The organism is Paenarthrobacter aurescens (assembly GCF_025421775.1).
Classification (GTDB): domain Bacteria; phylum Actinomycetota; class Actinomycetes; order Actinomycetales; family Micrococcaceae; genus Arthrobacter; species Arthrobacter aurescens_B.
The window spans coordinates 217849-239675 of record NZ_JAOEFX010000003.1 but is presented as its reverse complement, the minus strand read 5'-3'; the positions used below and the strand labels follow the sequence as shown (position 1 = coordinate 239675).

Annotated in this window: 16 protein-coding genes; 5 read left to right on the top strand and 11 right to left on the bottom strand. The window is 57.8% G+C overall.

Going from position 1 to position 21827, the window contains the following annotated elements; all coding sequences use genetic code 11:
• Positions 1-8: 8 nt before the first annotated feature.
• From wecC to N7568_RS07240, 7 genes are all read right to left on the bottom strand, one after another.
• Positions 9-1307 carry a UDP-N-acetyl-D-mannosamine dehydrogenase gene (wecC, locus tag N7568_RS07270; protein ID WP_261609223.1) on the bottom strand — a complete coding sequence of 433 codons (1299 nt, stop codon included), beginning with the start codon at positions 1305-1307 and terminating at the stop codon, positions 9-11.
• A 17-nt stretch (positions 1308-1324) separates the two neighbouring features.
• The gene (locus N7568_RS07265) at positions 1325-3229 is read right to left on the bottom strand and encodes a glycosyltransferase family protein (RefSeq protein WP_261609222.1); all 1905 of its coding nucleotides are present in this window, start codon (positions 3227-3229) and stop codon (positions 1325-1327) included.
• A gap of 1 nt (position 3230) precedes the next feature.
• Positions 3231-4124 (bottom strand): ABC transporter ATP-binding protein, encoded by an 894-nt coding sequence (locus N7568_RS07260; RefSeq protein WP_261609221.1) that lies wholly within the window; start codon positions 4122-4124, stop codon positions 3231-3233.
• A complete protein-coding gene (locus tag N7568_RS07255; RefSeq protein ID WP_261609220.1) occupies positions 4111-4998 on the bottom strand; it encodes an ABC transporter permease in 888 nt (295 codons plus the stop codon). The genes N7568_RS07260 and N7568_RS07255 overlap by 14 nt, the downstream gene beginning before the upstream one ends.
• Positions 4999-5116: 118 nt before the next feature.
• On the bottom strand, positions 5117-6316 hold the full coding sequence (locus N7568_RS07250) for a glycosyltransferase family 4 protein (RefSeq protein ID WP_261609219.1): 1200 nt from the start codon (positions 6314-6316) through the stop codon (positions 5117-5119).
• Between the two features lie 530 nt (positions 6317-6846).
• Positions 6847-8064 carry a glycosyltransferase family 4 protein gene (locus tag N7568_RS07245; RefSeq protein WP_261609510.1) on the bottom strand — a complete coding sequence of 406 codons (1218 nt, stop codon included), beginning with the start codon at positions 8062-8064 and terminating at the stop codon, positions 6847-6849.
• A 64-nt stretch (positions 8065-8128) separates the two neighbouring features.
• A complete protein-coding gene (locus N7568_RS07240; RefSeq protein ID WP_261609218.1) occupies positions 8129-8797 on the bottom strand; it encodes a hypothetical protein in 669 nt (222 codons plus the stop codon).
• Between the two features lie 301 nt (positions 8798-9098).
• On the opposite strand from N7568_RS07240, the gene N7568_RS07235 reads away from it, so the two are divergent.
• The gene (locus N7568_RS07235) at positions 9099-10715 is read left to right on the top strand and encodes a hypothetical protein (protein WP_261609217.1); all 1617 of its coding nucleotides are present in this window, start codon (positions 9099-9101) and stop codon (positions 10713-10715) included.
• 37 nt (positions 10716-10752) lie between these two features.
• Positions 10753-11826, top strand: coding sequence for an LCP family protein (locus N7568_RS07230; protein ID WP_261609216.1), 1074 nt, complete (start codon positions 10753-10755; stop codon positions 11824-11826).
• Between the two features lie 285 nt (positions 11827-12111).
• Here the strand turns inward: N7568_RS07230 and N7568_RS07225 are convergent, their stop codons facing one another.
• A complete protein-coding gene (locus N7568_RS07225) occupies positions 12112-12480 on the bottom strand; it encodes a lipoprotein (RefSeq protein ID WP_261609215.1) in 369 nt (122 codons plus the stop codon).
• Positions 12481-12734: 254 nt separating this feature from the next.
• Complete coding sequence (locus tag N7568_RS07220) at positions 12735-14006, bottom strand: choice-of-anchor P family protein (RefSeq protein WP_261609214.1); 1272 nt, start codon at positions 14004-14006, stop codon at positions 12735-12737.
• Positions 14007-14313: 307 nt separating this feature from the next.
• Between N7568_RS07220 and N7568_RS07215 the strand changes: the two genes are divergently transcribed.
• Both N7568_RS07215 and N7568_RS07210 read left to right on the top strand, forming a co-directional pair.
• Positions 14314-16194, top strand: a complete 1881-nt coding sequence (locus N7568_RS07215; RefSeq protein WP_261609213.1) for an FG-GAP-like repeat-containing protein — start codon at positions 14314-14316, stop codon at positions 16192-16194.
• 466 nt (positions 16195-16660) lie between these two features.
• A complete protein-coding gene (locus N7568_RS07210) occupies positions 16661-18196 on the top strand; it encodes an FG-GAP-like repeat-containing protein (protein WP_261609212.1) in 1536 nt (511 codons plus the stop codon).
• A gap of 51 nt (positions 18197-18247) precedes the next feature.
• Here the strand turns inward: N7568_RS07210 and N7568_RS07205 are convergent, their stop codons facing one another.
• The gene (locus N7568_RS07205; protein WP_261609211.1) at positions 18248-19066 is read right to left on the bottom strand and encodes an alpha/beta fold hydrolase; all 819 of its coding nucleotides are present in this window, start codon (positions 19064-19066) and stop codon (positions 18248-18250) included.
• A 128-nt stretch (positions 19067-19194) separates the two neighbouring features.
• Here N7568_RS07205 and N7568_RS07200 point away from each other — a divergent pair, with 128 nt between their 5' ends.
• Positions 19195-20697 carry an S-layer homology domain-containing protein gene (locus tag N7568_RS07200; RefSeq protein ID WP_306422694.1) on the top strand — a complete coding sequence of 501 codons (1503 nt, stop codon included), beginning with the start codon at positions 19195-19197 and terminating at the stop codon, positions 20695-20697.
• 159 nt (positions 20698-20856) lie between these two features.
• On the opposite strand, the gene N7568_RS07195 is transcribed toward N7568_RS07200, so the two are convergent.
• Positions 20857-21069, bottom strand: a complete 213-nt coding sequence (locus N7568_RS07195) for a hypothetical protein (RefSeq protein ID WP_261609209.1) — start codon at positions 21067-21069, stop codon at positions 20857-20859.
• Positions 21070-21827 lie beyond the last annotated feature (758 nt).

The following is a 21827-nucleotide window of genomic DNA, read 5'->3' as shown; positions in this document are numbered from 1 at the left end:
AAACGCCGTTAGTTGACGGCCTGGACTACGGTGGCAGCTGCTTCCGCATTGGCGTCCGGTCCCCAGATGCCGCGGGAGTCAATGACCGTCTTGCCTGCGTAAGCCGCAGGAGAGACGGACTTGAATTCGTCATGGTCCACCAAGACCACGATGACGTCGGCTTTGGAGATGGCTTCCTCCGTGCTCACGAGCTCAACGTTGGAGCGGTCCCGAAGGGCAGCGGGAAGGGCCTCGACGTGCGGTTCAACGACCAGGAGCTGCGCTGCCGGAAGCTGTTCAGCCAAGTCAGCTGCGATGCCGATGGAAGGGGACTCCCGTAGGTCATCGATGTTTGCCTTGAATGCCAGGCCGAGAGTGGCAATAACGGGTGCGGCTCCCACTGCTTCAGCAGCTTTGCGCGCCTTGCCCACGACCCATTCCGGCTTGGAGTCATTGGTAATACGGGCCTGGCGGATGAGCTGAGCTTCTTCCGGGGCCGCGGCCACAATGAACCATGGGTCTACAGCGATGCAGTGACCGCCGACACCCGGACCGGGCTGGAGGATGTTAACCCGCGGGTGGTGGTTGGCCAAGCGGATCAGCTCCCACACGTCGATTCCGAGCTTATCGCTGATAATTGAGAGTTCATTGGCAAAAGCAATGTTCACATCGCGATAAGAGTTCTCAACGAGCTTCGCCATTTCAGCCGTCACATCATCGGTGACCAGAATTTCGCCTTGGCAGAACACAGCGTAGAGGTCTTTTGCCAACTCCGCAGCAGCAGGGGTAATGCCACCCACAATGCGGTCATTGGTGACAAGTTCGATCATTACGCGGCCGGGCAGAACCCGCTCGGGGCAATGCGCAAAGTGGATAACGGGCGCGCCATTGGCTCCGTCCAGCGACAGATCCGGCCTCAGCGCGAGAATATAATCAGCCATGTGTCGCGTGGCGCGGGGAGGCGAAGTCGACTCGAGAATAACAAGCTCGTCGCCCTTGAGCTGAGGTGCAATTCCGCGAGCGGCAGCCTCGATATAGCTCAAATCGGCGGAGTGATCGTCGCGGAACGGAGTCGGAACGGCCACGATATAGGCTTCGGCAGAGGGAGTTTCCGTAGTCGCTTTGAGGTGTCCTTGGCTCACGGCACCAGCCACGTGGACGCCAAGATCGGGTTCCACAAACGGGACCTCGCCCCGATTCACTGCATCCACCGTGTTTTGGTTTACGTCAATACCTACGACATTGATCCCATTGGTGGCGAGGATGGCGGCAGTCGGAAGCCCGATATATCCAAGGCCCACAACAGCTACAGTTTTGATGTTCGTCATTTACTACCCCTTTTTTGTTAAACAGTGATGTGTTCTTTGGGATCCCCAAAGAACTTGATTTCGCCGGACGCAGCCAGTTCCTCATCTGAGACATCCCAGGTATGGCCGTCGCCCTGCCGGATCTGGCAGAAGTTAAATCTGTCGGCAGAATAGATGGAGCCTCCCGCGGTGGTGACGGCTTTCAGGAAGCCAGTATCTTCTCCACGATTAACAGCTTCAAAAGGATGCGATTCGAAGACCTCACGCCGCGCAGTGATAGTTGGTCCCACCACGAATCGGGTTGGCCGGTGTTCCATATGAGCTATCCGCAGCACATTCGCTTTAGTAGACACAAAGTGCATGTAATGCGCTTGCTTACCGACCACGTCTGCCTTCGAGTAGTCAAGTGCGTGCAGGAGGTCCACGAGATATTGAGGACCGTAGTAGTCATCGTCGTCCATCTTCGTGAGCACTTCACTTGAAGACGCGGCGACGCACCGGTTCAGGCATTCACCAAGGGTCAAGTCCCTGGACGCAGTCAGTACCCTGAATCGCTGAACCCCGTATTTCACGGCCAGATCCTCGACATGGTCCTGTCGTACCTCGAAGCCGTGCGTAAGTAGAATCAGCTCAACGTCGACATCAGATTGGCTACCGACGGTAGAGAACACGTGCTCCAGCTGATGTGGCCGAATGGTCGGCACAAGTGCGCTGACCGTTGGCAGCTCAACAGGTCGCAGAAGATCTGGGAGAACTGATGCGACTACCGTTTCCGCCCTGTGGGCATATGTGTGCTCGTTCCAGATTCGTCGTTGGGCCCTGTGAACTACCCGATCATTCACTTCGGAGCTGCGCGCCAACATTCTGATCTGGTGTTCACCTTGCTCTCGCGAGCCCGCCACGAAAACCTCATCTGGCTCAAAGAAGTGACCAATCGCTGCGCTCGACGTCGAAACGATTGGAGTCCCCGAAGCGGTGATCTCGAAAATCCGTCTCGCGCACATGCTCGGAGAGCCGACAACGGAATTGACATTCAGAAACACCTTGTACGCCCTGTAAGCGGTAAGCATTTTCGCATAATCCAGGCTCCCGACCACATTTTCGTTGAATGGTACTGGGAACTGGTAGCTAGAATCGCCACCCAGCTGACGCGAAAAAATGTCGAGTCTCGGCCCGGACTTGGACGATGCATCCCTGGCCGCATTGAGGAGCAGGTCCATCTGCTGCCGGCGTTCAGGGTACTTATGCGCAAAATACATCCCAGCGAAGGCCACTCCTCGCGAGTGACGCCCCTCTCCGATTCGAACCGGATTATGGATTGCCGGCTGCGCCGCAAATGGCAGAGCCGCTATGCGGTTATGGCCCAGGTCATTTTGGTAGGACGGAATCCGATCTGAATCACTCGTAAAGACCATGTCGAACTCACGAGCAGCAGGGAGGAAGTCATCATAGTGAGGCGGATCCTCCTTGTTCCAAAAGACCGTTGGGATCTGACGTGCCCGACACCAGGCCATCAACTCCAAGAACTCGGGTTTTGGTCCGGATTTGCCCATGAGCTGGTACTTCCACGAGCCTTGGTTTCCGTTCCAAGCAGACTCGACGAATAAGAACTCGATCGATGTAGCTGCCAACTGCTCCCTCCACGAATCCTTCCGAAGATGTAGCAGGTTCCATTCGAAGGAATAGGCGGCACTGGAAAAGTCATCCAGAATCACGCCGACCGTCAGGTCCTGACGCCGGGGATCACGATCGGGGACGCGGTACGGTCCAAACGAGGCCAGGTTACCCGTCTCGGATGCCGAACCGGCCCGCGTTTTGTTTTTGCCGCGTGAACTGTCAATGCGCCTCTCGACCTTCTGTCTCCTACGCCACTCCAGGAGCTGGTTCAAGCCTCCTTGTCGGAGATGCCAGGCAGCTTTGCGAATGTCCTCAATAAGCAGCATGTCAGCGTCCTTCGATCCGGCGCCCGCTGGCACGCTCCAGCACACGTGTGGCGACTAGATTTGCACGAGCCTCATCCTTGATGTTCGCGGCCGTGAGATTGTTCCCACGGGACAGGTTGGATGAAAAGTCCTTATAAGTTGAAGTCGTTTCTTCAGCAGACCCATCCATGATGAGCTCTCCTTTATCCAGCCAAATCACTCTGCTACACATGTCCCGGATGGTGTCCAGGCCATGACTGACGATGAAAACGCAACCCGCTTGTGCGCGTAGTTCATCCATGCGCGCTTTACTGCGGTTGTTGAATTGAGCATCTCCAGTGTTCAGTGCTTCATCGACCAGGAGTATTTCCGGGTTGACGGACGCTGCAATGGCAAACCGCAAACGCGAGGCCATGCCTGAGGAGTACGTCTTCATCGGCAGGAAGATGGCCGAATCCAACCCCGAAACTTCGACGATACTGTCAAAACGTGCGTCGATCTGCTCCCTGGTCATACCCATGGCTAGACATCCCAATACAACATTCTGATCCCCGGATAGCTCCGGGACCAGTGCGGCGTTTACGCCCAGCAGAACGGGGGTACTTGAAGCGTAGACAGCACCTTGAGTAGGCGCAACCTGGCCGCTGATCAACTTCATCATGGTGCTCTTACCAGAACCGTTTCGGCCAATGATGCCCACAGATTCACCCCTCTCCACGACCAGAGAGATCTCTTTGAGAGCAGAGACGGTAACCAAGTTTGGCCGTTCCAGGAGGCTCGTAATTCTGCCTCTGATGCCCCGTCTGCTTGACGTGCTGCGTCCGTCAGAAGACGGCACCCGATAGGTCATTCGCACCTTGTCGATGACGACGCAGGGAGGACCGTCCAGAAATGCAGTTGAATCAATCGCGCCCATAGGACTCCTCCCCTTGCCAGAAGAAGACGAAGCCAACCAGGAGCGCTCCCAGCGCAACCACGCCCAGAGTCGCCCACGACTCCCAAGCCGGTACACGGTCGTAGAGGACACAGCTACGAACGATGTCAATGACGTTGAAGAGGGGATTGAACTTCATCACTGCGAGAATCGTCGGATCCGAAACAAACCGTTCGTAAGAGTAGAAGACAGCCGAGCCGTACATCCATGCTCGAATAGCGAACGGAAGAAGATGCGTGACGTCATGAATCTTCGAAATAACGCGCGCGAGTATCAGTCCAATCCCAAGATTGAAGATCCCTTGAAGAATCACCGCGGGGATAGTGAGAAGCCAAAGGAGGCTGACCTTCTCGGCGGGCGGCACGATGACTATGAGAAGAAGCATGCCCAAGATTAAGGGCACAGCTGAGAGCATCTCACGCATGTTCGCGCCTAAAGGCAGTGCTGCCCGCGGAAAGTTGAAAGCTTGGACTACAGCCTTGCCGTTCCTTATGGATCGCGCACCTGATGTGATCGCACCAGCACTGAATTGGAAAAGGAAGATTCCAACCACCAAGTATCCGACAAAATTATCGATGCCATGGCTTGTCTGCAGCAGCAGTCCAAACACGAAGTAATAGGTCAGTCCGTTGAAGACTGGATTCAGCAGGAGCCACGCGCTACCCAGTCGGTCTTTCCGCGTTCCACTCTGCACGCGAGCCCGGGCGTCGTAGAAAATGAACTGACGGTAGTCCCACAATTGGACCAGATAGTCCAGAAACCTTGGGCGGGACCCAACCCGGGAAAGCTTCCTGATATCCACCGACAACGGCTGTATAGCCGCCGGCGGTGGGAGCTTAGCCTTCTTTGCCGACACTAAATGGGTCTCCTTGATCGTTTCGTACACATTGTGTCGCAAGCTTCAAGCAACTGAACCAGTACGCCATGGTGGGTGCACTCAGCCACCGCACGTGCTGCCGTGTTGTCCCCTGGCATCAGTTACCCCTTAATGTCTCGTAAGCCTTGCCATATGAATCTGCGTTTGCCTTCCACGTCCGTGTGGCCAAGACTTGCTGACGACCGGCAGCGCCTAATCGCAGACGCAGACCTGCGTCGTCAAGCAATTCGAACAGTGCATCAGCAAGCGCTTGAGGTTGCTGCGCCGGTGCCAGCCGGCCGTTAACCCCCTCTTGCACGATCTCCCGTAAAGCGTCAAGATCGCTTGCCACCACTGGTCTTCCCGATGCCAATGCCTCGACGGGCTTCAACGGCGTGACAGCCCTTGTTACGGCTAGGTCCTTGCGAGGCACTACGAACACGTCCAGCGCTTGGTGGAAGAGTTGCGCTTGCGCTGGTGGCACGCGGCCCGCGAAATGGGTTCGCTCCCATAAACCCAACCGCCGAACCTGATCCTGAAGAGCAGGAGCAGCCGCCCCATCTCCCACCACGATCAACTTCAACTTTGACAGCCGAGGTGCAAGCAGCGCAAATGCTCTTACGAGATCCTCAATCCCTTCATAGTCGACGAGGCTGCTGACAGTTCCTATGTAGAGTCCTTCTGTGTCGAGACCCAAGGCCAGGCGGGCCTCTCTATGCTGCAGGGGTTCGTTCAAGTATGACCCGCCTACAGCGTTCGGACAGATAAGCACCTTGCTGGCTGGCACCCCCGACCCCACGATATTTCTCTTCATGGCCTCGCCAAGTGTTACCACTAAGTCAGCGCTGCGCATGACTTCAGCCTCGCGCTCCACAAACAATTGGTAGCGTTCGCTGCGCCGTGCATCGTCTCCGCGGGTCGATGCCCAGGTGTCGGCCAACTGCCCGCGAACTTCGTAAACCCAAGGTACGTCCAAAGCGCCAGCTACTTCGCGAGCGACCACGCCATTAACAAAGTGAGTTGTCGTGTGAAGGATTTCGGGTTTGAAACTCCGGGCTACTTTGAGAAGTTCATCGGCCTGTTGCTGCAAGCGGCCATCCATGGATTTGGCCATACTGCCCGGCAGTAAGCGCGTGTAGTGGACCCCATCCACCACGTCATCCGTTCGCGCAGTGAGAACACCGATCTGTACGGGATATCCCAGACGAGTGACGGCCAACGTCTCCCACCCGGAGTCCTGTTGCGACCTAAGGATCGAGTGTGATCGCCGGGCGTAGCCACTGCCCGTATGGGGCACTGAATTTGTCAAGAGGTGCATGACGCGGCGGGTCTGTGGCTCAGAACTGATTCTAGATAGTGTAGGACGCCAACCTTGGAAGACCCTTAGCTCGGATTCGAGTCTATTTCGCTGTCTGGCCATGCCCGCGGACTGACCTGCCAGAGCCTCTACGGCTCCAGTCATATCTCCGTCATACCACTTGCGTCGGGCCGAAGTCGCGGGAGCCTGACGTGATCCGACAGCCTTCCGCAAGAATACGTCCGCCCATTCAGGTTGTCCTGCCGCGAGGGCAACTTCACTCGCCCTCCGAGCCTGGGGAGCTGTGATGTTCTGAGCCGTGGCATTCTCGAACCGCTTCAGCAATCCGCCAATATCACCAGCGGCGTGGCTTGCCAGCAAGAAAAGCGGCTTAGCGGATCTTGGCGCTGCCTTGGAGATAACGGTCGCAGCAGGGCCAACCACGGACGATGGCAGTCGCCTAAGCATCAGGAGCACCAGTACGAACGGCGCTTCAGTCATGTGTTCAATGACTGTGCTAGCTGCCAACTTGAAGTTATTCATGACGTGGATCATCTTGCCTCGCGGCGACCGGAGGCATGGGAATTCTTACTTACTACTGTTGCGATCTCCTGCATATATTGGAGGGCGAGGTGCGCATAGTCCGCGTGCTCGCGTACCCAATCCCGCCCACTTCTGCCCGCTGCGAGCCTTCGGCGATCCTGAGCAAGCTCGCGCCATAGCTGAGCAACAGCTTCAGGATTGGCATGAACCACGTCACCTGCGTTGGCCTCGCGGATAATTCGTTCAGCCTCACCTCGAACGATTGCGGTCACGTGCCTGCCGATCGCCAGAACCTCATAGGTCTTCGACGGAACGGTTGTTTCAAACGACTTCCAGTCATCGCGAAGAGACACGATACATGTGTCCGTTTCCCGGTATTTCTCGAGAACAGCTGGGCCGTGGAGCGACGGATAAAACGTCACTGGGGCATTCAGCTCCCGGGCCAACTTGACCAGTTGAGGCCTGGTTGTTCCCTGACCGACCAGGGTTAGATGAAAGCCCTCCCCCAACAAAGCGCTGGCTCGGATAAGGATGTCCAACTTCTGACTTTTGCCATGATTGCCAAGATAAAGAGCACGAAACTCCTGGCGATCAAGAACAGGGGGCTCCAAGAATGGAACAGTATGGAGATCCAGGCCATTACTGACCGTCACTACGTGCTTGATACCCCTGGCTTGAAGCGTGTCAGCGAATCCTTCTGTCACCGTCACTACCAGGTCGGCCCGTTGCTGCAAAAAATCCACAGCGTGCTCTACTATGCTCTTGACGCTGCCCTGAACGATCCGGGCGTCACGCGCCAGATCCGGCCAAGCATCACGCATCTCCACAATAAAAGGGACTCTTCTGAGCTTGGAGAGGACGTATCCAGTAGCCAAGGTGGGGAGGCTGGGTGCTGTGGCCAGGATTGCGTCGGGCTTCTTGCCACCCAGCCCTACAGGGACAGACATCATGGCAGAAAAAAGCTGGTCCGCGAATCGGGCTAAGGACGAAGTGCCCATATGTCGCAGATATGGGACTCGCCGAATAGTCTCTCCATGGAGACCTCGCTGATGTGAGAAAGCAATTCCTGCTTGCCTGCGGGGCAGATTGCGCCGACCGTTCGGGTAGTGCGCTACGGGCGCTACAACGTCAACGTCCCAGCCAGCCCTACGAAATTCTCGGGTAAGGGACGCCCATCTGCGTTGAGGTGGGCTGTGTTCGGGCCAATAAGAGTGGGTGAGGAGCATGAGGCGCATTGGTGATGCAGGATTTTCCGCAACCTTTTCCCCGGTGAGGGAGTTTCCCATGGGCCTACTTGCCGTTGAGGCGGGGGCGCGGGCTCCCCTTGGAACGCAGAGCCCGGAAGTATACAACACCCAACAGAATCAACACGAGTACAGTCACGCCCTGGATGATGGGGTTATTCTCGGCAACGGGTGCCAGGGCGACCTTAAGCGGACCCGCGATGTCTGCGCTGGCAACAGGCGGTGCGGCCGTCTTGGTTGCCACTGTTGTCGGCGTTGGAGACGGCGCGGGCTCTGTTGTGGTTTCCGCAGGAACCAGAGGCTCCTCAACGTAGCCTTGAACCCCGGCGTCCGTAGGCAGGACCGGCAAAACCGTTTCTTGCGTGGGAAGGGCGGGAACGATTGGCTCGCCGGCCGGCGGAATGACGACGGGCTCCGTTACGGGCGGAACGACAGGGGCTGGGTCTACTGCGGGCGGGACGGGTTCCGGACTGCTCTCAGGTTCCGGTGGCGTAAGCGTCGGAACCGGCTCCAGTATCGGAGGCACAACGACAGGCGGCACCGCTGGTTCGGTGGGTGTTCCCGGGTCGGTTGGTTGCCCGGTTTCGCTCCCGGGCCCCGGCTCCAGATCGGTTGCGAGGGCGGGCTGGATTCCTACGAACCCGAGAGCGGCCAGCAAAATGACCACGAGCACGGCTTGAACACGTCTGATTCCTGTGCCCAACTTTCCCCCCATTGTATTTGTTTCGGAACACCGTCGGCGATCCATCTATCGCACCCACCTGAGACATGACGGCGCGCGGACGTCCCCCTCCGCGGAGGGGCACCCGCCTTAGTTTATCGTATGGATTAGATCAGCCTCCTCAGCCGCAAGGCCCCTTGAGAGTCCGCCCCGCCGGGCTTTGGATTGCGACGTCCCTTGGTAGAGTCCTGTCTGCGATGTCGATTCAGAGGAATACATGACACCCCTAAGCCTCTCCAGGCGATCATGGCCGCAGAGGTCATCTTCCAGAGGAGTAGGGCGATGGTCTCTCGCCATGCTCATAACCCTCTTTTTGATTGCAGGTGTGACCCTCGTCCCCTTGGACGATCAGTCTGCTGCCCCGAATGGCCCAACCCCTCCGCAGACTTATCCGATCAGCGGATACTTCATCACAGCCAACACGGAAGCCTCCGCCAATCGGCAGAAGATGGCAGATATCAAAGCCCTGGGCGGTGACACGGCAATCACTTTTGGCACTCTCTTGAGACCGTCCACGGAAGACTCGCTTCCCGCCGACTGTCTGATCGAGGGAATCGCTTGTGGCAAATTCATGAGTGCCGACGTGAACGTTCATCGTTATTTCACTTACTCCGACGGAAGCCACTGGGGTGGTTCCACGCTGAAATGCCCCAAGGACAGGAGCGTCTCGTCGAATGGCAAGTCCTACACAGTGCTGGTTTTACCCAGCGATGGCAGCGGCTGCAGTTCCTCAGATGGAACCTATGACGTAGTTATTGTGGGCGGAAGCAAAGAGTCTACCGAAGATCCAGCCACCGCTTTGGCCTCGGCGGCGACAGAGCTGAACATGAAGTTCTACGCGGGCCTCCCGGCACCAGTCAAGCGCGCCGACGTGGAATACCTTCCGGATCTTTCATATGCCGGCACCCTTAGCCTCTTCACGGACCGCTTCCTTGGTTATCAGGCTGCTAATAACGACGTGCCTGGTCTTGCCGGTTTCTACCACCACTTCGAGATGCCTATCAGTTCCAATGCGTTCTTTGACCCCGTCTTGTCTCTCTACAGGATGCAAAACGAGGCTATACAGCGAGCACTTCCGAGCCGCTCAGCAATCATTAGTCCATACATCGAGTCCAGAGCATCAGCATCAAGCGTCAGCCCACAGGACGCGCGACTCGGCGTCCGCCGGATTGCGCAAACCGCCAGCGGCCTCCCACTGAACATCGCGATACAAGACGGTATGGGAACTGGCAAGGGTGCAGCCTATCTCGGCAGCGAGGCCGCCGCACCTGTGGATGGCTTTGCAGCAAGCATCGTGGGAAAGGGAAGGTGGGGGGAAAAGTACCTGGCACCCAATAGGGACTACTTCCGGGCAGCGGCGGAAGGGATCTCAGGAACCGGGGCCGTCCTTTGGGCCAATTTGGAGGGCATGGCCCCCGTTACCAAGACCAACACATGTAGCAACAGCCTTCGGGGGCAAACAACATTGGAAAGAATGAATCGCCAACTTCAGCAGATGGCGGAGACTGCCAAGATCATTTCTTTCATGTGGGATCCGTACTTCACTTGCAAAGGCACCGGCACTCCTCTGAAGGAGCAATTGAAGTCCGGGCAACCGTCGCCCGTAGTCGTTGATGCTGTCGTCAACCAAGACGCAGGCTCGGTCAAAGTCATCGGATTTAACTTTTCCGGAGCTAAAGCAACTCTGAAGTGGACCTCCGTCGACGGCGCGTCTCATGAGCGGGAGTCCAAGTCCTCAAGTGTGAGGGAAAAACAAGACGGGAACAGCGACCTTAACCCGAGACTGGAATCGATCGTCATAAGTTTGGACGGCTCGACTTTGCCCCCGGGGACCTCCTACATCGTGAACGTCAGCAACGAGCAGAATGCCGGCCCGGACGTGCAGTTTGCGGACGGCGTATTTGCGCCTTGATAGAATCATCACTGCTGATGCCGACACCAAGGAACATATGACGCTCCCGAACGATACCGAAACCACTGAAGAGTCCCGTCCCCGACGGCAGAAGAGTGGTAAAAAAACCGTACGGAACGTACTCCTTGGGTTTGCTGCCGCCGTGCTCGTAGCTGGTCTTATCGGGGGGGCCTACGTTTACAACCTCGCACAGACGTTCAATTCCGGCAGCACGAAGATCGAAACAGCTTTCCCTGAAGAGTCGACACGGCCGCAGAAGACGGAGCCAGTGAACGGCACTTCTGCAATGAACATCCTCGTTATGGGTAGTGACACCCGAGGGTCTGCAGAACTCGACGTTGATACCCCGGCGTCCACTGACCAACGCGCTGACACGTTGATGCTGGTGCACATTCCGGCGGACCGCAAGAATGTTTACGCAGTTTCCCTTATGCGCGACCTGTGGGTAGATATTCCAGGAAAGGGAGAGTCAAAAATCAACTCTGCCTTGGCCCTCGGCGGCGTGCCATTGATGGTCCAGACCGTGGAGTCCCTTTTCCAACAGCGCATTGATCACGTGGCCATGGTCGACTTCGAGGGCTTCAAGGGCCTCACCGATGCTCTGGGTGGAGTCGAAGTTGATGTGAAGATTCCCTTCGCACCCGCAAAGGGCCCGATGAAGGGCCACTACTACGAAGCCGGAAAGCAAACACTGAACGGCGACGAGGCTCTGGCCTTTGTGCGTGAACGTATGTCGTTCAGCGACGGAGACTACCAGCGGGTTCGGAATCAGCAGGCGTATATGAAGGCGATCATCAGTAAAACGATTGCCCGTGAAACGCTGACCAACCCTGTGACCGTCAACAGCATGGTCAGCGCAGTTTCCCCTTTCATCAGTGTCGACAAGAGCTTCGACGCCGCAGCCATCGGTAGCCTTGCACTAGGGATGAGGGACCTTCGGGCCAACGACACAGTGATGTTCACGCTGCCCACTCTCGGCACTGGTACGTCGTCTGACGGCCAGTCCATCGTGGTCGCAGATACAACGGCGATTTCAGAGATAGCAGCAGCCCTTTCGAAGGACCAGTTGGGTGCCTATGTCACCGCCCACGCGCTGGAAAAAGGAAACTAGCGCCGGAATCCGCTAACTTCCCTTGCCCTACCCCTGTGCATGCTAATTGGCGTGCACAGGGGTTTCTTGCTGGGGCGGTGAGAGGCTGACCACTTCCTCCTCCGATCGTCGAATCGCTTTGGGTAAGTCCGTTGGCAGGCACTGCTTACCAGGGGCCACAATCCGGAGCCGCCCCGTCGCAGCGGGGTGAGGCCACTCTCCGACGTTCCAACCGGGTGTTAAGCAGCCGTGCGCTCACGGTGGACGGACTGTGACAGGGCCGGGAGCCTCTTCACGTTCTTGTCATCATGGCGCGGCGTTCACTTGGCAGAACCCGTTGGCTCGGATTGCTTCCACCACTCCGACGGCCTCGGCATCTGCGATGGGATCGTCTGCACGGTTAAAGTGCTTGACCACTGTTGCGACCAGGGCTTTGTCGCTGCCACCCTGCAGAATTGCGGCGCAGACATAACGCGAGTTCATCGCAATCTCTTCCTGCGTGAATTTCGGAGCCACTGGAGAGATCCGCTTCATGAGGTCCGCGCTTTGCTCGTCTGTCACCTTAGGGACTGCTGGTTTCGACTGCGTGGTCGTGGGCTGCGGCTCGGACGGGCTCGGGGCGGAACATCCGGCCAGGGCGAGTGTGATCAGTGCAGCGGAGAGTGCGCGTCTCATAACAGTGGGATTCTCCTGAGAGGTAGCCGAAAAGGTCGTGGACACTTGGCCCGCAGACGACACTATCCGATGCGACCGCACGCGCCCAGCCGTCACCCTTGTTCATGAATGTCGACCAGTACTGCTGATGCGCCAAAGTTAAAACGAACCATCCGGTATGGCGCCGGTATCACCGTAAAGTCCCGCCAACATGATGTTGGCGGGACTTCATGGGTTTTGTGTAGGTGATAGGGATTTGCAGGGCAACAGAGCGGCTAGGCTCCGACGCTTGAGTTCGAGTAGCCTATTTGGATCTTCGATCCTGTCGGAAGAGTGCCCAAAGCTTGGCTAAGGACGATCTCGATCATTGTGACGATTATTGTGGTAGACGACTTGCTGACCTTATGCAAGGTGACTTGACCCAGCCCCGGCACTTGAATGACTGTGTTCGGAGCAACAGATGCATTGATCGCGGGCAATCCAGCAATTCTGAGGTTCGTGAATGTAGACGTGTCTGTTAGTTTAACTGCGCCTCCACTCGGTGTACGGCTGGCGCTGGTTTCGGCCTTGATCGCGTCAACTTGTATGACGCCATTGAGAACGTTAACTCCGCCGATGGTGTTGACCACCGCGCTCTTGGCCTCGGGTGTCAGTACGCCCGTGGCCGTTGTAACCGAAGCTCCAGCTGATGCGACACCAGGGATGTTTACTGCAGCCACGTTAGCCGTTGTCGTTCCTCCAGCACATTTGACTGAGGCAACCGCTGTTGGACCGGAACCGATGAGGCCGGACGCCAAGGTAGCTCTCGTGCCATAGCCTGTCCCGGCAAGGTAACCGGTCTGCGGAGGCGTCAACTTGACGTTACTTACACCCAGGCGGATGTCGGTACCTACTTTCAAACCAAGCAGCCCAGCCTTCAGGATCTCCACCCGCAGTGCTGTGGTGGACACTTGGTAGGTAGTGCCCCCAACCAGCCGCTTCTCTTGGCCGTTGAGTGTAACTTTTCCAACCGATCCCAAAAGTGGCACCTTGAGATCTATGACGGTGTTGGCTGCCGGGTTGGCGTTGACCGCAATGCCCAGGACTTTCAGATCTGCGATAGTAGTTTGATTAGTTCCGGCGTAGGCGCCAGCCGTGTTCTTCTCCGCGGTGCTTTCGGAGGTGATTGCGCCAGCGGTGATGAGGCCGCCCAGCAGGTTCGCGCCGGCAACGGTCGATTTACCCTCAATCCGCTTACTGGTTGTGGTCAGCAATGTCTTGACAGTAGTGGTTGCATTGCCGACGGTTCCAACAGCAGGGACATTAAGTCCACTAACGTTATTGGACGCCGTCTTACCGGTAGCGCCAGTACAGGCAATACTCGCGCTAGCTGTAGGTCCGGAAGTCAATGTTTTGTCGGTGTTGAAAATGTAGGAACCGTATGCGGAGCCCGTAAATCCAGTGGTGATTTGTGCCGGTGTGACGGTTGTCGTAGCAAAGGCCGGCGACGCGGCGCCCGTAAGCGCCAACGCAAGAGCGCCCGCTAAAGCGACCATAGAACGTTTCATGTAATGCCCCCAGTAGTAGTACACGATGCAGCGATGGTGATCACACCGTAACGTTCAAGACCCCCACAGGCAATAGATCGAAAGACCAAGCAGTTCTTCTCGATAATTTTTTAGTATTTCACGACCTTCTTCCTTATCGCGGAAATGGTCCCACACTTGCTTTTCGTCCCTGGAACCCTCGAATCCCGAACGTTCCCAGCCGCCTCCGACACCCAAGTCCGTGTCCAGTTGATTTCGCTCACGCTGGCCGCCACGCTATAGAATCCCCTGAAGACGCGCTTCCGCGTTACGACTTCCGGGGGATTCCATGAGTACTTATTTGGGTGGTTCGCGCGCGTTCTGGACAATGAACATGCAACGACGGCACCGGGCAGCAGCCGGGTCAATTTCGGTCGGCCTGGCCTTGGCACTGTCGTTGGGAACCGCTGCCTTGCCTGCAACCGCGGACGTGGTACATGATGTCGTCCCAGTGGGCGACCGGCCTGAGTCAATCGCCGTGAACACTACAACCGATATTGCTTACGTGGCAACGTGGGAGGGCATTTTCAGCGTCGGGGGAAGCGGCGGCGGTGGGAGGATATACCTGCCATCTGACTACCCCTCGGACCTCGCCGTAAACTCCAAGACCAACAGGGTCTACGTTAGTGATTCAAACTCGGTCACTGTGATTGATGGACTAACCCATACAGCCACCAACATCCCGGTCGGCGCCAAAGCGGGCGTCCTTGCGGTGAACGAAAAGACCAACAAGGTCTACGTCAGCACACCAAGTGGCCTTATGATCATCGATGGCGCCACAAATACGGTCACGCCTATCCCGAACTCCACGGGAGCCCAAGATATGGCGGTCAATTCCGCCACCAGCAAGGTCTACGCACTTTCCGGTGGGACCGTTAAAGTCATCGATGCCAGCGGCAAGATCACATCAACGGTATCCGTGGGTGCGGACGGGATCAGCGCTATCGCGATCAATCCCTCGAATAACAAAATCTACTTCACGACGACTCCGAAATATGGATCCAGCGTCAAGGTCATCGACGGCGCCAGCGACACGATCACAGGATCCATGACGTCCGAAGGCCCTCTGGGAACGTTGGCCGTGAACCCTGCCACGGACAAAATCTACGTCGAATCCGGCACATGGAGTAGCGACGGATCCATCAAGGTAGTCGACGGTGCGACCCTCGCGGAGACCGCCCACATCGTCACGGCTACCCGGGTTCGGAACATCGTGGTTAACCCTTCGAATAACAAGATCTACGCAACAATGACTGGCCGTGGAACCACCATTATTGATGGCCGGAACGACACCAGCACTGCACTATACACGGGCCAGGAACCCACTGCGGCAGTTGTTAACACGTCCAATGACAAGGTTTACGTGGTCAACGCCGAGAGTGATTCCGTGGGTGTCATTGACGGAAATACGGAACAACCCGTCAAGTCCGATTTCAATGGGGATCGTAAAGCCGACATACTCGCACGAGACACCACCGGCGTGCTTTGGCTCTACCCGGGCGATGGCTCCGGCGGCTGGCTGCCGCGCGTCCAAGTGGGACAAGGCTGGAATGTCATGAACGCCCTTGTGGCTCCCGGCGACTTCAATGGAGACGGCTTCGCCGATGTCTTGGCTCGAGACGGAGGCGGAGTGTTGTGGCTTTACCCTGGCGATGGCTCCGGCGGCTGGCTCGCACGTGTGCAGGTCGGCAGCGGCTGGGAAAGCATGAGCGCAATTGAGGCAGTTGACTTCCACGGTGACGGATTCGTCGATGTCGTGGCTCGAGCCCGCGATGGTGCGATCTGGGTATATCGCGGAGATGGCAAGGGCGGCTGGTTGCCCCGGACGTGGGCCGGTTCCGGCTGGAGCGGGATGTCCGAGATCACTGGCGTGGCTGACTTCAACGGCGACGGGGTCTCTGACCTTGTTGCCCGTGACGGCGACGGTACCCTGTGGCTCTATCCGCCCAACGGCTATGGCAGCTGGCTCTCCAAACAGACCATTGGGCAAGGCTGGAACGTCATGAACTCACTCGTTGGTCCTGGTGACTTCAACGGCGACGGCAGGGCAGACATCCTGGCACGCAACGCCGCAGGCGAGTTGTGGCTTTACGCAGGCAACGGTGGCACCTCCTGGCCTGCAGCGAGCAAAGTCGGCTCAGGCTGGAACGGCATGACCGTCATTCTGTAGGCAGCTCCACACGGAGTTGTCATCAACGGCCAATCCTGATCGGATCAGGATTGGCCGTTGGTGTATCAGCTATAGAATTCGAACATCGACGCTGTTGAGCGTCACGACTTATGGGGGCTCTATGTCTGTAGCTTTGGGTAAACCGCGCGCGTTGAAGAAAGAAATAGTTCTACGACGGCGGCTGGTTGCGGCTACGTCAGTCGCCGCGGCGTTTGCATTGTTACTGGGAACTACGGCGGCGCCAGCGACGGCCGACGATATTGGGGATGTAGTTCAGATCGAGGGTGAGGCCTCATCCATCGCAGTGAACTCCACAACAGACACAGTGTATTTGACATCGATGGGCGCCGTGCTGAAGGTCAAAGCCGGCGGCTCGAGTTATGTGACTTGGCCGGGTGACCATCCTGGGCGGTTGGTCGTTAATTCAGCGACGAACAGACTCTACGTCGCAAGTTCTGACAAAACCATGACCGAGAATAATTCCCTTGTAGTCATTGATGAGACGACTCAGAAATCAACGCTGATTCCGCTCGATTCATACGTTGCCGATATCGCTGTAAACGAGAAGGCCAATAAGGTTTACGTGAGCACAGACGCAGGGATCACCGTGGTCGATGGAGCCACCAATATCGCCACTCTCGTGGCTGATTCACCAGGGCTTGGCCACATCGCCGTCAATCCCAAATCCAACAAGGCCTATGTTCTCTCCGGCGGCAGAGTGCTGGTCATCGACGCATCCGGACAGATCACCTCTACAGTGGACCTCGGTGGGGATACAGTCCTCGACTCAACAGTGAATCCGACGAAAAACAAGATCTACGTCACAACCAAAACGACGTCCGGTTCCAGCATCAAGGTGATCGACGGTGTCAGCGACACCATCACGGCCACGCTGCCTTGGGACGGCCCTCTGGAGACTTGGGCCTTCAATGCGGCGACAGACAAGCTCTATATCGGCTCGGCTGCTGCCTCCAATGTTGGATCCGTCCGTGTTGTGGACGGGGCCACCATGAGGGAGACAGCGAAAATCCCCACGCCCACACAGGTGAAGAAGATTGCGGTAAATCCGGCGAATAACAAGATCTACGTCTCGATGGCTGACCGCGGCACGACAGTCATAGATGGTCGGAACAACAGCACAACGACGCTCAGGGTTCACCCTTGGCTCATGGCCGCCGTGAATCCATCGAACAACAAGGTCTACACGGCCGTCTGGGACCAAGTGTCCGTCATTGATGGGAATGCGCAACCACCCATCAAGAATGACTACAACAGCGATCGCGCGGCTGACGTCATCGCCAGGGACTCGGCCGGATTGCTGTGGCTCTACCCTGGAGACGGCAGAGGTGGTTGGCTGACCCGAAAACAGGTCGGGCAAGGCTGGAACGTCATGACGGCCATCACCGCACCAGGCGATTTCAATGGTGACGGCAATGCGGATGTTTTAGCCCGTGACGGAAGTGGGCTTCTGTGGCTTTATCCCGGAAACGGATCCAGTGGTTGGCTTCCACGCGTCCAGGTCGGCAGTGGATGGGAGAGCATGTCTGCAATTGGGGGCATCGGAAAGTTCGACGATGACAGGTTCGTCGACGTAGTTGCGCGATCCCGCGAAGGTTGGTTATTTGTTTATCGCGGCGACGGAAAGGGCGGCTGGCTGCCTCGGTCTTACGTAGGTTTTGGCTGGAACGGAATGTCCGAAATTACAGGCGTTGGAGACTTTAATATGGACAGCACTCCTGACGTTGTTGCTCGCGACGCTTCCGGCGCACTCCAGCTTTACCGCAACGGAGGGGGCTGGCTCCCGACGCAACAGATCGGCCAGGGATGGAACTCCATGAACTCCTTGGTCGGGCCCGGCGACTTCAACGGCGACGGTAGGGCTGACATCCTGGCGCGCAACGCGGCGGGCGAGTTGTGGCTCTACGCTGGCAGCGGGGGCGCAGCCTGGCCTACGGCTACCAAGGTGGGCACGGGTTGGAACGTCATGACGGCCATTCTCTGAGCCATTCGCTCTGCGGAGCAAGCAATGCGGCTAGCCCTTGAACCATCAGGGCTAGCCGCCCCGCACATCACCCAAGAACCCCACCACATCCCCCGCCACCCGCTCCGGGCACTCCCACAGCGCCAAGTGCCCCGTCTCCTCGTAGACCTTGAGCCGGGACCCCGGTATGCGCCGCGCCAGGGTCTCTTCATGGTTCCGCGGCACCAGGTGGTCGTGCGCGCCCCAGAGAATCAAAGTGGGGGCCGAAATGGTGCCGGCTTCCGTGGGTGGAACGGCTTCGTAATAGCCACGCAGCGACTCCTTCCAAACGGACGCCGGCATGGCCATACCGTCCTGCACGCGGTCCTCGATATAAGTGGCCGGAACCGTGTGCAGCAGCCGATACCAAGACAACGACCCGCGCACCCACTCCTCTGAAATCGGATCAGTGAGGGAATCCACTTCGGCGGCGAACGCCGGCTTCCCATGGAGGCTCAAAGGCGCACCCACCTGTATCAGAGATGCCACAAGATCTGGGCGCATCACCGCAAGTTGCTGCGCTACATATCCCCCGCTGGAAGAACCCAGCACGTGCGCACGGACAAGACCCAGGGCAGCAAACAGGGCGATGACATCTTCGGCCACCTCCACCAGCGAATAACCGCCGGAAGGTTTGTCAGCAAGACCGTGCCCACGCAGATCAGGTGCCACAACAACCACGTCCGGAAGTGCGGCAATCAGCCGCTCAAAACTCCGCCAGGATTCACCCCAGGCGTGCAACAGGACCAACGGCGTGCCGCCGTCGTCGACCGTTTGCTCAAGGTGACCCTGGACAAAACAGGGAACAGTGATGCCGGTTCGCAGGGCGACAGTCCTGACCTCGGACTCCATGGACCTAGGGTACGCCCGCCACGCCGGAGCCACGAGGTAACAAGGTTCCTGACGGAGGCTGTCCCGCCTGTAGCATCCCATGATGTATGCGCTGCTCAGAGCGCTCTAATCGAATATGGGGAACCCAGATGCCCAAGGCTCTTTCGTGGTTGGCGATCCTATCGCTGACCGCGTCGGCGGCTGTTTTTCTGCCGCAACAGGCGACCGCTTCAGACACAGCAAGCGTCGCCACTCTACTCTCATCATTGACGGTCACCCCGGAATCTAACACCGGCTACAACCGCGACCTGTTCCAGCATTGGGTGGACGCCGACAGCGACAGCTGCGATACCCGGTCCGAAGTCCTTCAGCAGGAATCACTAACGCCCGTGACGTTCAGCTCCGGCTGCACAGTCGCCACAGGTAAGTGGACGTCCTGGTACGACGGCGGGACGTGGACAAATGCGTCCGACGTCGACATTGACCACCTCGTCCCGCTCGCCGAAGCGTGGGGTTCCGGCGCAAGCGCCTGGACGGCCGAACAGCGCCGCGACTACGCCAACGACCTCACCTTGGACGTGGCCCTCGAAGCTGTCACCGACAACGTGAACCAGTCCAAAAGCGACCGCGACCCGGCCGAATGGATGCCGCCGCTGGCAGGAACCGCGTGCCGGTACGCAACAGACTGGGTACTGGTGAAATACCGTTGGCAGCTCGCCATCGACCAGGCAGAGTCGGCGGCCATCTCATCGGCTATTAACGGCTCCTGTGGAAGCACGCAGGTCGCTGTGCCGACGATCGCCGTGGACGCTACTCCCACCGAACCGATCACGTTCAGCGACGTCAACAGCTCCACGCAGTTCAACGCAGAGATCTCCTGGCTCGCATCGCAAGGCATCTCCACGGGCTGGGTTGAAGCGAACGGGACGCGCACCTACCGTCCGCTCAGCCCCGTAAACCGTGACGCTATGGCAGCTTTCCTTTACCGGCTGGCCGGCAAACCTGCGTTCACTCCCCCGGCGACGTCGCCGTTTACTGATGTGACGCCGTCGAGCCAGTTCTACAAGGAAATCACCTGGCTGGCCGCAAAGGGCATCTCAACGGGTTGGACCGAAGCGAACGGTTCCAAGACCTTCCGTCCGCTCACGCCCGTCAACCGCGACGCCATGGCAGCCTTCCTGTACCGCTTCGGCGGCAACCCGGAATTCTCCGAGCCGGGCACTTCGCCGTTCGAGGATGTCCCGGTGGGAACCCAGTTCTACAAGCAGATCACCTGGCTTGCATCGCAGGGCATCTCCACCGGTTGGGACATCGGCTACGGCTGCCGCGCCTACAACCCACTCCAGCCCGTGGCACGTGATGCCATGGCAGCGTTCATGTACCGGTTCGTCAACGGCGGCACTGGCGGAATCACGGGCAACACCTGCTCGCCTCCCCCGCCGCCTGTGACGCCTGAACCGCCGACGCCGCAGCCACCGGTTACGCCACAGCCGCCGGCGAACCCGGGCAACAGCAAGAACTGCACGGACTTTGCCACATGGCGTCAGGCCCAGGACTGGTTCGACTACTACTTCCCGTGGTACGGCGATGTAGCCGGTCTGGACAGCGACGGTGACCGCATCGCCTGCGAGACCCGCCCGGGCCACCCCTAGCGGAAAGCACGACGGCGGACCCTGGCTTTGAGAGCAGGGCCCGCCGTTGCAGGGCCCGACACAAGCAACAGAACCGACACCCGGTCAATTACCAGCCAGCACCATTAGAGTTGAAGTGTCCCGCCTGATCCCCCATCAGGCGGGACACTTTCGTCCCAGCTACATGGTCGGCACGTCAGTCGCGCAAGGGGACGCCTTGCGCGTCCCTCCGGAGTACTCCGCGCCGGCGAGGATCATCATGCCCTCGATCAGGCCCCACAGCCCTATCAGTCCGATCAGTCCGATCAGTCCGATCAGTCGGAACGTACACACGCCCACCAGGATGGTCGCATTGCCGGGCCGCAACCCAGTGGCAGGTGGTCGGTCAGCCACACAGGTAGGGCTCCTGAGCAACTCAGGAGCCTCCCCCATCTAATTACACGTTGCTGCTCAATCTACGCTTACGCCGTGTGGACGCATACTGGCTCAAAACGGATCCAACTATGATGACCACCGCCATTATGAGACTAACTTCGAGGTTGTAGGGACCAGCCAAAACAACGTGATAGATGAACTGCGCTATCAAGAATAGTCCGCCAGCAATTAGGCCGGCTTTAAGCTTGGTATGCTTCATCAGATTCCCTTCAGACCGCAATCAACTATTAGCGGGCCAAAGTAGGGCTTCAACTATTGCAACCCCATTGCTGGTTAGGATCCCGCAGGTTAGCGAGTTGCTCGAGCACCAACTCTGAGCACCAGCATAGCCTTCCTGTAAGACGTTCCATGCGGTATTGCTATCTGAGGTCGGGTAGATCTTGAGTACTACGTTCCAGTTTTGAAGAACAGCGTAGGTCCCGGGTTGCATGCACTCCTGCGGATTCTTGCCCGCCCAATCGGCAATGGAGGTCCCGAAGATGCATTGCGCCTGGTTCCCATGTGCCGGGCTGGCTTGGGCTGGAGAGGCCGCCAAGCTCAGGCCAAAAACATAGCAAAAACAGCAAGAGCAGAAATTACAGCTTTCCTCATTCTCATGATTTCGCAGCTCCCTGGATACCCCAGTCAACTATTAACGGGGACAAAAAAGCAGTTCCCATTGCGTGCAAATGCATAGTTCTGTCCGCAACATATAGCACCTCAGAAGAATTTATCTA